Raw genomic sequence first — 11,825 nt, 5'->3', positions numbered from 1 at the left:
TCTCCGTATGTGTGTGCCTGTTCAGACGGCATTAAGTTGTTTTGACAGGGTGTTCGGGGCTGTACACGTTGAGTGAGGCGCGCGCCAAAATGCCGTCTGAAGGGAGTGTTTCGGACGAAGTTTCCGGCGCATCCGTCCAACGCAGTTCGCAGTCGAACACGCCCATTCCCCCGGCATCCTGAATAGACATATGCGCCGTTGCCAGCAGATGCGTTCCGATTGGGACGGATTGGGCGAAGATTTCAAGTTTGCGCGTGCCGAGCAGGAAGCCGAGCCGGACCGGTTGCGCGTTTTTTCGGGCTTGGATGCCGGCATACGCGCCGACAGCCTGCGCCATCAGTTCGATAAATGCCGTGTAGGGCAGTATGCCTCCGGCCAGCAGGATGTGATTGGGGCTTACCTGCGCCCCTGCTTCGACAAAATCATCGCCGTATCGGGTAATGCGGTCTATCAGAACCATACGCCCGCTGTGCGGCAGCAGGGAGGCGGTGTCGGTAATCGGGCATTCTGGCAGTGTGTCCATATATTGCGGCGGCAGGCTGGCAAATACCGGCATTATAATGATAAATGTAAATTCAGGCTAATTCTGGCGGTTTGCCGAGAGGCGGCGTTGTCGGAGAAAGGGGGCAGAAATGCGTTTGAATTTCGGCATTGTCAGGGGGATAGGCTTTGGTTAGAATGCGGCACAGTGTAAATTTTTGAAAGAAACTATGCCGCCGATTATTTGCCGGTTCCACTTCGACATCGCCGACTGGCGGGTTTCGGGCAGCAAAATGCGCGATATGGTGCAGTGGGCAAAATGGGCGGAATGTCCGGATTTTGCCGACGGTTTGCCCGATGTCAGGCCGGAATTGCCGTTCCTGCCCGCTATGCAGCGCCGCCGTTTGAGTAAGGCGGCGCGTTTGGTGTGCGACGCGGCTTGGGACATTGCCTCCGCCCATCCCGGCAGTCCGGTAGTTTATGCCTCGCACGACGGGGAAATGGCGCGCAGTTTCGATTTGTGGTTGGAACTGTTGAAATCGCAAACCGTGTCGCCGACTTCGTTCGGTTTGTCGGTGCACAATGCAACGGCGGGGCAGTGGTCGATATTGCGTCAGGATATGAGCGAGCAGACGGCATTGGCCGTGTGTGCCGACGGTGTGGAAACGGCATTGGCGGAAGCGGCATCACTGTTGGAAGAGGGATGTGGGTCGGTTTTGGTTTTGGTGGCGGACGATCCGCTGCCGGAAGGATATGCCGTATCGGCGACGCGCGCGCCGTTTGCTTATGCTTTGGCGATGGTTCTGACCAAAGGGACGCGTTACAGCCTGACTTTGTCTGCTTCGGACGATATGCCGTCTGAAACCGGTATGCTGTCCGAGGCATATTGGAGCGGTTTGGAATGGGTGCGTTTTCTGTTGAACGGCAGTCGGGAATGCCGCCGGGTATACCGCAATCGTGAATGGCTGTGGCAGCGGAATGGATAAATTGGATTATTGCCGCCGTTTTGCGGCGACTTGGTTAGGATTTGTGATTTTCGGTGTCGGCGGCATTATGATGAAATTGGTTTTGCTGCCTTACACTTTAAACGGCACTTCAAGGTCTGTCGCCCGCCAATTGGCGGCGCGCCGGATTATCGGAACATCTTGGCGTTTGTTCGTTGCTTATCTGAAATGGTCGGGCGTGTTGGAGGTATCGTTCAGGGGTATTGAAAAACTCAACCGCCCGGGACAGTTGATTTTGGCAAACCATCCGTCTCTGTTGGATGTGGTGCTGCTTGTCGGCCATGTGCCCGAAATGAACTGTATCGTGAAAAAAGATTTGCAGCACAATCCGGCAATGAGCAGCCAGATTAAAGGTGCGGGCTATATTCCGAACGAAGAGTCGGAAGCAATGTTGGAAACAGTAAAGGCGGTTTTTGACAGCGGGCAGAGCCTGCTGGTGTTCCCCGAAGGAACGAGGACGGGCTGGGACGGACGGGTAAAAATGCACCGGGGCGCGGTTTCTTTGGGCTTGCGCTATGCCGAAGTGATTACGCCCGTATGTATCAAAATGAATCCGCCCAATTTTAAAAAAGGGCAGCCGTGGTACCGCATTCCCCCGAAACGGATACGGTATGAAATTACCGTCGGAGACGACATCCTCCCCCAAGACTGGCTCGCCGAGAAACCGTTGCCGATTGCGGCGCGGCGGCTGAATGAATATCTGCAGGACTATTTTACAAGGAAAACCATATGAACGACTTGGAAAACCAAATCAAACAACTGATTATCGACAGTTTGGCTTTGGAGGATATAACCGCCGCCGACATCGGCAGCGAAGACGCGCTGTTCGGCGACGAAGGGCTGGGACTGGATTCCGTCGATGCGCTGGAATTGGGTTTGGCGGTGCAAAAACATTTCGGTTTCCGATTGGACGGCGAGCAGGAGAACTTGCGCGAACATTTTGCCAATGTCAAAACACTCGCCGCCTTTGTCAAAAGCCGCCAAGCATAAGGATGAAACATATGACCGAACAAGAAATCTACCGGTTGTTGCGCGATACCCTGACCGAGTTGTTTGAAATCGAACCGGAACGGATTACGCCCGATACCAACCTTTACGAAGATTTGGAAATCGACAGCATCGATGCCATCGACTTGATTGACCGTATCAAGCGTGAAACCGGCCGCAAGCTGCAGGCCGAAGATTTCCGCAATGTCCGCACCGTCAACGACGTGGTACAGGCGGTATTGAAGATTCAGGCGGGGTAGGCGGCATCTCTGATTATTTTTCAGACGGCATATTATTATCGGATGCCGTCTGAAAACATTTGTGCGGATTCAAAATGAAACCCGGTTTTTTCGGACATATTTTTCTGACCGTATTAAGCATTGCCTATCCGGCTTTATGGTATTACGGCAGGGAGGCGGGCTGGTTTGTTTGGCTGGCGGCGGCGATGTGCGGGTTGTGGCTGCTGCGCGCCCTGACTGCCAAACTGCCCCAACAGCGTTATGTGGCTTTGTTTATTACACTGTTTTTTGCCGCAGTATTGGTGTTTGGGCGGCACGATTCGATGTATTGGTATCCCGTCCTCGTCAATCTGATGATGTTGGCGGTGTTCGGCGGAAGCCTGTTTGCCAAACAGACGGTAATAGAAAGGCTCGCGCGGCTGCAACAGCCCGACCTGCCTGAAAAAGCCGTGCGCTATACCCGCCGGGTAACGCAGGTTTGGTGCGTATTTTTTATAATCAACGGGACGCTTGCCGCTTTGTTGGTCCGGTTGGGGCGATATGATTGGTGGGCGGTTTATACAGGCGTGATTGCCTATGTATTGATGGGGATGCTGTTTGCCGGCGAATGGCTTTACCGCAAACTCGTTTTGAAAGTCTGAAACCTTATGCACACTTGCACTTCCTGCGGCGAAAAACATGAAGATATGCCCGCAATCGGCTTTACCGCCCCCTATCCCTATAATCAACTCAGTGAAGAAGAACGCATTGCTTATCAAGCGGAATGCGATTCTGATTTCTGCATCATCCGTTATCCCGACCAAACCGACCGCTTTATCCGCGCGGTGCTGACTATTCCGATTATCGGGCATCAGGAAACGCTGGAATACGGGGTGTGGGTATCTGTCAGCGAAAAGAGTTTTAACGACTATCAAAGCCACTTTCACGACAACCCTGAAAACGCCGTTTATTTCGGGATGATCTGCAACCGGCTGCCCCCTTACGAATCCGACACCTTCGGTTTGCACTGCAATGTCGTTACCCAACCCGATGGTCAACGTCCTTTGTTGCAACTCCATCAAGGCGGCGAACATCCGCTGGTACGCGACTTTTATCACGGCATAGAATATGCCGAAGCGCAGGCAAGGATAGGGGCGATATCAACGGCATAATGAATCTAAAAAGCTGTTTCTCACTTATAAAAATACCTGTATCAGAGGGATTATATTGCCTCAGATACAGGTATTTGCACAAAAATTGCGGTAGGGACACTATTTTATCATCGGGTCAAACCCTGCATTAAAGGGCTTGTTTTACAGCCACATCCAGACCGGATGTCGGACGGCCAAGCAATTTCTCAAGGGTTTTGTCTTCTGAGAATAATGCACCGTTTGACGCATCCACATCCCATTGTGCGATTAAGCCTGCAAAGCCTTCATCTAATCCCGCCTGCACAAGGGCTGCGGCATAATCTGCCGCAGGAATATCTACATAAGGGATATCTTTACCTGTTTGTTTGCTGATTTCTGCGGCAAGGTCAGCTAATGTCCAGCCGATTGATCCGGCAAGCTCGTAAGTTTGGTTTTCATGCCCTTCGCTTAATGCGACGTTTACCGCTGCTTCCGCAAGTTCTGCACGGAGTACGGACGAAATTTTGCCGTTTTTTGCCGAACCGTAGAAAGCATTGTTTGCTAATGCTGCCGGAATTGAAGCCGTGTAGTTTTCGGTGTACCAGCCATTGCGTAAAATGGTGTAAGTAATGCCTGAGGCTTTTAATGCGGTTTCTGTTTCAACGTGTTCGCCGGCAAGGGATTTTACGGTATTGTCATTGGTCGCGCCGAGTAAGCTGGTGTAGATAATATGTTTCACACCTGCTTTTTTCGCTGATTCAATCACGTTGTTGTGTTGTACAAAACGCTGACCGATTTCATTACTTGATACCAAAATTAAGGTATCTGCGCCTTGCAAGGCTTCTACTTGTCCTTCTGTTTTTGAATAATCAAATTTGCGGGCTTCTACACCTGAAATTTTTTCCGGAGCGCGTACAAGCGCGATGATGTTTGTTTGTTTTGCTTTTAATAAGTCTAATGCGATTACGCCAAATTGACCTGTCGCACCGGTAATTGCGATGGTTTTCGTTGTCATGATGTTTTCCTTCTCGTTAAGTTGAAATGATGTTTGAACATTTGATTGTCCGCTTGATGTGGCGTATTATATTTCAATACTTACTTTTTAGAAGTACTTACATAAACGTAAGTTTTGGAATTTTTTAAAAATATTTTTTAACTTATTAAATTTTAAGGAATTAAAAATGGAAAAAAATCTAAATCGTGGGAACGTACTGGCTTCAGCTTGCCCTTCCCGCCAAATTTTGCAACATTTGACCAGCCGTTGGGGCGTATTGGTGTTGGTGAGTTTGCATTCCGGCACCAAGCGGTTTAGCGAACTTCGCCGCGCTATAGATGGGATAAGCGAACGTATGCTGACGAAAACCTTACAGGAATTGGAAGCCGATGGGATGCTAATCCGTAAATCTTATAATACCGTACCGCCGCAAGTGGATTACACATTAACTGAATTTGGCGCACAGGCATCAAATAAGATGTTTGAGTTGGTGGATTGGTTGGAAACAAATTTGACAGGAATTTTGGCTGCAACAAAAAAACATTAAGGAAACCTGCCGTGCTTTTAAGTAGAATAGTGCGTTTTTAAAGGGATAATAAATATGAAAGCCAAATTGGTTCAAGCAAATATAAAAATAAGCGATTAGCCCGCCGTGTCAAATCGTCCGCTTGGGCGGCGTGCCTGCCGCCTTTGTGTTTGATGAGATGGCAAGTAAAACGAGGATGGGTTCCTGTTTTAAACATCGGTATTTGCCGCCCATATGGCGAATATTGGTTTTTACCGCAAACAGAGAATGAAGATTCAGACCGTCTGAAAGCCAGAATCCGGTTTTCAGGCGGAATCAAATAAGGATAAATATGAAATACAAAGACCTACGCGACTTCATCGCCATGCTCGAGCAGCAGGGTAAACTCAAACGCGTTGCGAATCCCGTTTCTCCGCATTTGGAAATGACCGAAATAGCCGACCGCGTGCTGCGCGCCGAAGGGCCGGCGTTGCTGTTTGAGCACCCGATTAAGCCCGACGGCACGCGCTACGATTATCCCGTGTTGGCGAACCTGTTCGGTACGCCCGAGCGCGTGGCGATGAGCATGGGCGCGGACAGCGTGTCCAAACTGCGCGAAATCGGGCAGACACTGGCGTATTTGAAAGAACCCGAACCGCCCAAAGGCATCAAAGATGCGTTTTCCAAACTGCCGCTGTTGAAAGACATTTGGAGCATGGCGCCGAACGTGGTGAAAAATGCGCCGTGTCAGGAAATCGTGTGGGAAGGCGAAGACGTTGATTTGTATAAACTTCCGATTCAGCATTGCTGGCCGGAAGACGTTGCGCCGCTGGTAACATGGGGCTTGACCGTAACGCGCGGGCCGCACAAAAAACGCCAGAACTTAGGCATTTACCGCCAACAATTAATCGGCAAGAACAAGCTGATTATGCGCTGGCTGTCGCATCGCGGCGGCGCGCTGGATTATCAGGAATTCCGCAAACTCAATCCCGATACGCCGTATCCCGTCGCCGTCGTGCTCGGCTGCGACCCCGCCACCATTTTGGGTGCGGTAACGCCCGTTCCCGATACCTTGAGCGAATACCAGTTTGCCGGACTGCTGCGCGGTTCGCGGACGGAGCTGGTGAAATGTATCGGCAACGATTTGCAAGTGCCCGCCCGTGCCGAAATTGTGTTGGAAGGCGTCATCCATCCGAACGAAACCGCGTTGGAAGGCCCATACGGCGACCACACGGGCTATTACAACGAGCAGGACCATTTCCCCGTGTTCACGGTCGAACGCATCACCATGCGCGAAAACCCGATTTACCACTCCACCTACACGGGCAAACCGCCCGATGAACCCGCCGTTTTGGGCGTGGCATTGAACGAAGTGTTCGTACCGCTCTTGCAAAAGCAGTTCCCCGAAATCACCGATTTCTACCTGCCGCCCGAAGGCTGCTCCTACCGCATGGCGGTGGTCAGTATGAAAAAACAGTACGCCGGACACGCCAAGCGCGTGATGATGGGCTGCTGGTCGTTCCTGCGTCAGTTTATGTACACCAAATTCATCATCGTGGTGGATGACGATGTGAACGTACGCGACTGGAAAGAAGTCATCTGGGCGGTCACCACGCGCATGGACCCCGTACGCGACACCGTTTTGATGGAAAACACGCCTATCGACTACCTCGACTTCGCCAGCCCCGTCAGCGGACTTGGCGGAAAAATGGGTTTGGACGCGACCAACAAGTGGCCGGGCGAAACCGACCGCGAATGGGGTCGTGTGATCAAAAAAGACCCTGCCGTTACGGCGAAGATTGATGGGATTTGGGAGGAACTCGGCTTATAGCAGACGGGTTTTACCGCCCACGGACAGGGTGCTGCCGATCTCGCCCGCAGCCTGCCCCTGATCGTTAAAGGTGCCGAAGGGGGTGATATGGTCGCGGTTGTCGATGGAGAAACCGCTGCGCTTGCTGCTGCCGGTTTGCCGGCGGCTGTCGGCCGCGGCCAGCAGTCGGATGTCGTCGCGGGCATACAGCAGGGCATCGCCTTCGGCGGAGATTTGTGCGCCTTTGGCTTCGATGTTGCCTTCGGTGGCACGGATGCTGAGATGGCGGCCGGCACTCAGCGAGCTGCCGACGGCTTCGGCGCTGCTGCCATCCTGCACCTCGTGCTGCGGCTGCGGGCACAATCAGAGCCGAACCGAAACCGAGCAGCAGGCTGAAAGCCAGCGTGCCCAAATGCAAACGACAGCCTGAACGGGGTTTCGGGCTGCCTTTAATCTGCATTATGGAATCATGATTAGCCATACGGGTTTTCTGTTTTTTGCTTTTCTTCTTTAAACCATTGTTCAAAAATATTACCCGGTGTTAAATCATCTCTATGCGAGAAAAATTTTTCATATGAATAATTAGCGGATGCTTTCTGATTTACATTGTCATATATGAGTTTCAACTGAGTTGGAATTTCCTGATGATTCTCGGCAAAGACAGAGCATAGTTCCGAATAATCTTCCATTCCAAGATTAAGAAACTGCCATTGAATCTCTTTTGTATTAAAAGACTCCTTTCTCATAATTTTATTATCCACTTTAAAAAAAGCATCAAAAGACAATACGTTTCTTTCCCTTGCACCATATATATAGACAGCGGTAACCCCCTCTCCTGAAAATTCAAGTGCCAAGCTAAGCATACGTTTTTGTATTTCTGATATCTTATCTTCAAATTTCATTTTTACTTTCCTGTGTTGTAAATCTTTTCAACTTTTTTAATGCCATCAATTTCATATTGAATAACAAAATGATCTGACCTTAAACTATTTCCCTTGTATTGTATATCAACATTTACCGTTACGCGTTTCTTTTCCATTAATGCATTTGCCCATTCATTTTCTAGAATTTTATAATTGCTTAAATTAACTCCGCTAAGCTGGGATACCAGATTATCCAACTTTGGAGACCCGCCAAATCTATCTCCCGCCAAATGACCAGGTAGATTCAAATAGGATTCCTCGTGTCGTCATTCCCGCGCTGGCGGAAATGACGATAATTGAGTATTTTTTATTTTAAATTAATATATTGAAAGTTGGTTTGATACGCAATGCCGCCCTACGGTTGCAGGGCGGCATTGCTATGCCGCCGTTTGGATTTTCAGACGGCATTTGTGTGTTGCCTGTGTGGTTTTGTGTTGGGATGGCAATTTCGAGGCAACCGATGCCGTCTGAAAGGCGGTTGTCTGGCGGGACAGGTGCGTTCTGTTTGTCTGTTTGGAAACGGTTGGGAAAGGCGTATGTTGGCGGATTTGTTGGACGTAGTGGCTGGGCTTTTTGCGACAAGCTGCGATTTTGTCCGTTACGGATTGCGGCGGCTGAAAATCCTGTACCGCGCCTGGAAACGAGGCGGTTGGCGGAATGTGCGGCGCGTGTTGCTGCGGCGGAAGATGGCGGTCTCGGCATGGTCGGTGTTCGCCGCACTGCTTGCGGAGGCGTTGATATTCGGCCGGTGGCTGGTTTTTTGTCGGTTGGGCCGGTTTTTAGGATGGCATGGGGGGAAGACACATGGACGAACTGTTCAAATGGGCAGTCAGGATTTTGGCGGCGGTGGCGGACTGGATACTCGAGCTGATGTGTTCGGCATTCCCGTTTGCGGAACCAAGCCGTTTTTTCCATCGGACCGCACGTATCGTTGTGCCGGTTTTGAGCTTGGGTCTGTTTCGTGTTGAAGATTATGGAAACACGGAATGTTTGGACTGGCGGACGTTTTCTGCCGATATGGGCGAATGGATAGGCGGTTGGTTTTGGTTCGCGTTCTTGCTTGCCTTTTCAGTATGGGCAGCCTATGCCCTGTCGTGAAATATAACCGACATACTTTGTTTTTGATGCGGCAACGAAAAATCGCTGCGGTTTGACGAAAATATAAATGGCGGTATTGCCAGCCGACACCAAACCAAACAGATGTGGGGCTTGTGTTTCCAATGTGGTACGGCCGGTCGGAAAGGCCATGCCGTCTGAAGCTTAAAGTGTTTCAGACGGCATTTTTGTACGCAGGGTATTTACGGTTCTTTAGGTTTGAGCCACTGCCATTGTTCCAGCAGGGTGTCTTCGAGGATTTTCTGTTTCTCTTTGCGCGAATTGATGCCGCCGGTCAGTCTGCCGTAATCGACGGTAATGGACGGTTTGTCCACCGTACCGGTGATTTTCAGGGGAATCGGTTTGTTTTTCGGATGGACGGCGTTGCGGATAAGGACATCTTCAGACAATTCCTGCGTATCCAGATTGGTATAGCCGTTGCTGGTAACATAGAGGCTGTCGGAGAAGAGTTCGGTATCGATGTGGCGGCTGATGCCGTCTGAAATTTCGCTGTTGAGCGTGAATCGGTGGAAGGGTGTGCTGGGTGCGGCATTGTCGGCAGTTTTGCCCGAAATGCCGTTTTTCAGGATATTGTCCATGTCGATACCGTGCCATGCGCCGTTGGAAATATTCAGCGACAGGCTGCCTTGAAGCGAGCGGATAAGCTCTTTTCGGGTTTCGCCGCTCGCGGTCAGGTCGATGACTGCATCGCCGTTGCCGCTGAAGCTGTGGAAGCCGAACAGGTCTTGCAGCAGCGGTTGGATTTGGATGTTGCTTGTATTCTGTTGTAGGCGGTAAGTGGCGGGACGGGTGTTGGCGATGCTGATGCCGCCTTCGGTGTGGCCGCCGTAAAGCCCTGACTTGAAACGGCTGAGCGCAATATGGCCTTTGTCGGCGTGGAGGTAGGTCTCCATATCGTCCAGTTGCAGGCTGGGAAGTTGGACATTGCCGATTTTAAGGTGGGCCTCGATATCTCCGGACAGCTTGCCGAGGATGTCGGGAAATATTTTGCCGTTTTGTTGCCGCACGTCGTCAAGATAGGGGGTCAGGTTCAATTTTTGCAGTGCGACGGCGGCTTCCAGGTGCGGTGCGTCTTCGTGTGTGTATCTGAATTTCGCGGCAACGGTTTGGCGGTCGAACGAACCGTTGAGTTCGGCATGCCACTGATGAAGGTTTTTTATGGACATCGAACCGTCGAGCCGGCTGATGAAACGGGGTTGCGGCAGGCGGTTGACGGTATCCTGAAGGGTTGATACATGCAGGCGCGGTGCCTCCAGACCGTTATTCCGGCTCCAAACCAATGGAGAGCCGAGGGAAAAGTTGGTTTGAAGGCGGGGTGTTTTGACGTTGCCGGAGATTTCGGCGTTGCCGATGTTGCCGATGCCGGGGTGAAGTTTGGCCTTATCGAGTTTGAACGATCCGCCCCATTGGGAATTCCCGCCGTCGGCGGTAGCGGTAAATGTCCCGTTGACGGTTTCAATTTTAATGCTGTTGTTCCTGAGTGACAGCGTAGGGATTTGGGCGGTCAGGTGGAGGTTGTGGAAGGCGGTGTCGGCACGCAGGCTGAGGTTGGCCGCATCCGGTCCGCCGGCGTTAAAACGGATAGTGGGGTTGCCGGTGGTGGAAACGGTAATGCCGTGCCCGTTTAGGGCGGTCTCGGCTTCGAAATGGAACGGTGAGATTTCGGGCGGATTGATGCCGTCTGAAATGAAAAGCCCTTTGCTTTTCCATGAGGCAGACAGGTTTTCGCCGGTCAGTGTGCCCGAACTTTCAAACTGTTGTCCCGATGAAACGGGGGATTGCAGGTTGAGGCGGACTTCCTTCAGGGTAAACCGCTCTTGCAGGAAGTCGAGGCGGACGGTACTGTTTTCGATGATGATGCGGTTTACCGAGGCTTTGCGTTTTGGGTTGTCGATCAGGTCTTGGATATTCCAAACGCCTTTCCCGTCGCGCGTCAGGGCAAGTTCCGCACCCGAAACCACCCATTTTTCAATCTGTATCCGATCCGACCACAGATTTTTCCAGCCCAATCCGATTTTGGTTTCTTTAATGGAAACGGCAGTCCGGTCGCTGCCGGGTTCGGTAATGGTCAGGTTTTTCAGGATGACGGTCGGCCGGGGCAGAAGCCTGCGCTGTATATCCGCATCAAACGAGATTTTCCGGTGCGTATGGGCAATGCTTTGTTGGAGGCGGCTTCGGATGTTTTCAGGTGTGAAGATGCGATATACGGAAGCGTGCAGCCCGATTGCCGCCAAAAGCAGCATCGTCAGCACCGCTACCGCATATTTCAGACGGTATTTGTGGAAGACCGATAATAAATCCATAGCCCGAACAATCCGTAAAACACGCCGCAGTATAACACGGCTTGCGGCAATCCTATTTTATGCGGGCGGATTATAGTGGATTAACAAAAACCGGTACGGCGTTGCCTCGCCTTAGCTCAAAGAGAACGATTCTCTAAGGTGCTCAAGCACCAAGTGAATCGGTTCCGTACTATTTGTACTGTCTGCGGCTTCGTCGCCTTGTCCTGATTTTTGTTAATCCACTATATCTTGCATGAAGGGGCGTTGCCGCGTTTGCAGGGGAAGTGTATGTTTCATACGGCGGCGGATTCTGCAAGATACTTTTTTGAAATACCGATGCCGTCTGAAACGGACAAGTTTTGTTCAGACGGCATAT

At 51.1% G+C, this 11,825-nt stretch carries 16 protein-coding genes; 9 read left to right on the top strand and 7 right to left on the bottom strand.

Features of this window, described 5'->3' with window-relative positions:
* Positions 1 to 31: 31 nt before the first annotated feature.
* On the bottom strand, positions 32 to 556 hold the full coding sequence (locus Q3O06_RS00285) for a hotdog family protein (protein WP_301816932.1): 525 nt from the start codon (positions 554 to 556) through the stop codon (positions 32 to 34).
* A 154-nt stretch (positions 557 to 710) separates the two neighbouring features.
* On the opposite strand from Q3O06_RS00285, the gene Q3O06_RS00280 reads away from it, so the two are divergent.
* From Q3O06_RS00280 to Q3O06_RS00255, 6 genes are all read left to right on the top strand, one after another.
* The gene (locus tag Q3O06_RS00280; RefSeq protein ID WP_301816930.1) at positions 711 to 1,466 is read left to right on the top strand and encodes a beta-ketoacyl synthase chain length factor; all 756 of its coding nucleotides are present in this window, start codon (positions 711 to 713) and stop codon (positions 1,464 to 1,466) included.
* Positions 1,459 to 2,217: a lysophospholipid acyltransferase family protein gene (locus Q3O06_RS00275; protein ID WP_196428709.1), complete on the top strand. Its 759-nt coding sequence runs from the start codon at positions 1,459 to 1,461 to the stop codon at positions 2,215 to 2,217. The genes Q3O06_RS00280 and Q3O06_RS00275 overlap by 8 nt, the downstream gene beginning before the upstream one ends.
* A complete protein-coding gene (locus tag Q3O06_RS00270) occupies positions 2,214 to 2,474 on the top strand; it encodes a phosphopantetheine-binding protein (RefSeq protein ID WP_003750043.1) in 261 nt (86 codons plus the stop codon). Before Q3O06_RS00275 ends, Q3O06_RS00270 begins: the two co-directional genes overlap by 4 nt.
* Before the next feature lie 11 nt (positions 2,475 to 2,485).
* The gene (locus tag Q3O06_RS00265; RefSeq protein WP_002222119.1) at positions 2,486 to 2,731 is read left to right on the top strand and encodes an acyl carrier protein; all 246 of its coding nucleotides are present in this window, start codon (positions 2,486 to 2,488) and stop codon (positions 2,729 to 2,731) included.
* Positions 2,732 to 2,805: 74 nt separating this feature from the next.
* Positions 2,806 to 3,351, top strand: a complete 546-nt coding sequence (locus tag Q3O06_RS00260; RefSeq protein WP_301816928.1) for a COG4648 family protein — start codon at positions 2,806 to 2,808, stop codon at positions 3,349 to 3,351.
* A gap of 6 nt (positions 3,352 to 3,357) precedes the next feature.
* Positions 3,358 to 3,861, top strand: coding sequence for a DUF2199 domain-containing protein (locus Q3O06_RS00255; protein WP_301816927.1), 504 nt, complete (start codon positions 3,358 to 3,360; stop codon positions 3,859 to 3,861).
* 127 nt (positions 3,862 to 3,988) lie between these two features.
* On the opposite strand, the gene Q3O06_RS00250 is transcribed toward Q3O06_RS00255, so the two are convergent.
* Positions 3,989 to 4,834, bottom strand: a complete 846-nt coding sequence (locus Q3O06_RS00250) for an SDR family oxidoreductase (RefSeq protein ID WP_301816926.1) — start codon at positions 4,832 to 4,834, stop codon at positions 3,989 to 3,991.
* A gap of 166 nt (positions 4,835 to 5,000) precedes the next feature.
* Here Q3O06_RS00250 and Q3O06_RS00245 point away from each other — a divergent pair, with 166 nt between their 5' ends.
* The gene (locus tag Q3O06_RS00245) at positions 5,001 to 5,360 is read left to right on the top strand and encodes a winged helix-turn-helix transcriptional regulator (protein WP_301816925.1); all 360 of its coding nucleotides are present in this window, start codon (positions 5,001 to 5,003) and stop codon (positions 5,358 to 5,360) included.
* Between the two features lie 310 nt (positions 5,361 to 5,670).
* A complete protein-coding gene (ubiD, locus tag Q3O06_RS00240; protein WP_301816924.1) occupies positions 5,671 to 7,149 on the top strand; it encodes a 4-hydroxy-3-polyprenylbenzoate decarboxylase in 1,479 nt (492 codons plus the stop codon).
* On the opposite strand, the gene Q3O06_RS00235 is transcribed toward ubiD, so the two are convergent.
* The 4 genes from Q3O06_RS00235 to Q3O06_RS00220 form a co-directional block, all read right to left on the bottom strand.
* Positions 7,144 to 7,491: a hemagglutinin repeat-containing protein gene (locus Q3O06_RS00235; protein ID WP_301816923.1), complete on the bottom strand. Its 348-nt coding sequence runs from the start codon at positions 7,489 to 7,491 to the stop codon at positions 7,144 to 7,146. The genes ubiD and Q3O06_RS00235 overlap by 6 nt on opposite strands.
* 110 nt (positions 7,492 to 7,601) lie before the next feature.
* Positions 7,602 to 8,030 carry a hypothetical protein gene (locus Q3O06_RS00230; protein WP_002233344.1) on the bottom strand — a complete coding sequence of 143 codons (429 nt, stop codon included), beginning with the start codon at positions 8,028 to 8,030 and terminating at the stop codon, positions 7,602 to 7,604.
* A 2-nt stretch (positions 8,031 to 8,032) separates the two neighbouring features.
* The gene (locus Q3O06_RS00225; RefSeq protein ID WP_301816921.1) at positions 8,033 to 8,299 is read right to left on the bottom strand and encodes a DNA/RNA non-specific endonuclease; all 267 of its coding nucleotides are present in this window, start codon (positions 8,297 to 8,299) and stop codon (positions 8,033 to 8,035) included.
* A gap of 64 nt (positions 8,300 to 8,363) precedes the next feature.
* Positions 8,364 to 8,753: a hypothetical protein gene (locus Q3O06_RS00220; RefSeq protein ID WP_301816919.1), complete on the bottom strand. Its 390-nt coding sequence runs from the start codon at positions 8,751 to 8,753 to the stop codon at positions 8,364 to 8,366.
* Positions 8,754 to 8,855: 102 nt separating this feature from the next.
* On the opposite strand from Q3O06_RS00220, the gene Q3O06_RS00215 reads away from it, so the two are divergent.
* Positions 8,856 to 9,149, top strand: a complete 294-nt coding sequence (locus Q3O06_RS00215) for a 6-aminohexanoate hydrolase (protein WP_107819502.1) — start codon at positions 8,856 to 8,858, stop codon at positions 9,147 to 9,149.
* 200 nt (positions 9,150 to 9,349) lie between these two features.
* On the opposite strand, the gene Q3O06_RS00210 is transcribed toward Q3O06_RS00215, so the two are convergent.
* Complete coding sequence (locus Q3O06_RS00210) at positions 9,350 to 11,470, bottom strand: AsmA family protein (RefSeq protein WP_301816918.1); 2,121 nt, start codon at positions 11,468 to 11,470, stop codon at positions 9,350 to 9,352.
* Positions 11,471 to 11,825: the final 355 nt, after the last annotated feature.

This window comes from Neisseria maigaei (assembly GCF_958267405.1).
Taxonomy (GTDB): Bacteria; Pseudomonadota; Gammaproteobacteria; order Burkholderiales; family Neisseriaceae; genus Neisseria; species Neisseria bergeri.
The sequence above is the reverse complement of the archived record's forward strand: the minus strand, read 5'-3'. Positions and strand labels throughout refer to the sequence as shown.

Bases quoted from the DNA above. Each gene is read 5' to 3' on its own strand.
- Q3O06_RS00210 (WP_301816918.1), bottom strand. From the start codon at position 11,470: ATGGATTTATTATCGGTCTTCCACAAATACCGTCTGAAATATGCGGTA.
- Q3O06_RS00250 (WP_301816926.1), bottom strand. From the start codon at position 4,834: ATGACAACGAAAACCATCGCAATTACCGGTGCGACAGGTCAATTTGGC.
- Q3O06_RS00230 (WP_002233344.1), bottom strand. From the start codon at position 8,030: ATGAAATTTGAAGATAAGATATCAGAAATACAAAAACGTATGCTTAGC.
- Q3O06_RS00275 (WP_196428709.1), top strand. From the start codon at position 1,459: ATGGATAAATTGGATTATTGCCGCCGTTTTGCGGCGACTTGGTTAGGA.
- Q3O06_RS00270 (WP_003750043.1), top strand. From the start codon at position 2,214: ATGAACGACTTGGAAAACCAAATCAAACAACTGATTATCGACAGTTTG.
- Q3O06_RS00255 (WP_301816927.1), top strand. From the start codon at position 3,358: ATGCACACTTGCACTTCCTGCGGCGAAAAACATGAAGATATGCCCGCA.
- Q3O06_RS00260 (WP_301816928.1), top strand. From the start codon at position 2,806: ATGAAACCCGGTTTTTTCGGACATATTTTTCTGACCGTATTAAGCATT.
- Q3O06_RS00285 (WP_301816932.1), bottom strand. From the start codon at position 556: ATGCCGGTATTTGCCAGCCTGCCGCCGCAATATATGGACACACTGCCA.
- Q3O06_RS00265 (WP_002222119.1), top strand. From the start codon at position 2,486: ATGACCGAACAAGAAATCTACCGGTTGTTGCGCGATACCCTGACCGAG.
- Q3O06_RS00280 (WP_301816930.1), top strand. From the start codon at position 711: ATGCCGCCGATTATTTGCCGGTTCCACTTCGACATCGCCGACTGGCGG.
- Q3O06_RS00245 (WP_301816925.1), top strand. From the start codon at position 5,001: ATGGAAAAAAATCTAAATCGTGGGAACGTACTGGCTTCAGCTTGCCCT.
- Q3O06_RS00215 (WP_107819502.1), top strand. From the start codon at position 8,856: ATGGACGAACTGTTCAAATGGGCAGTCAGGATTTTGGCGGCGGTGGCG.
- Q3O06_RS00220 (WP_301816919.1), bottom strand. From the start codon at position 8,753: ATGCCGAGACCGCCATCTTCCGCCGCAGCAACACGCGCCGCACATTCC.
- ubiD (WP_301816924.1), top strand. From the start codon at position 5,671: ATGAAATACAAAGACCTACGCGACTTCATCGCCATGCTCGAGCAGCAG.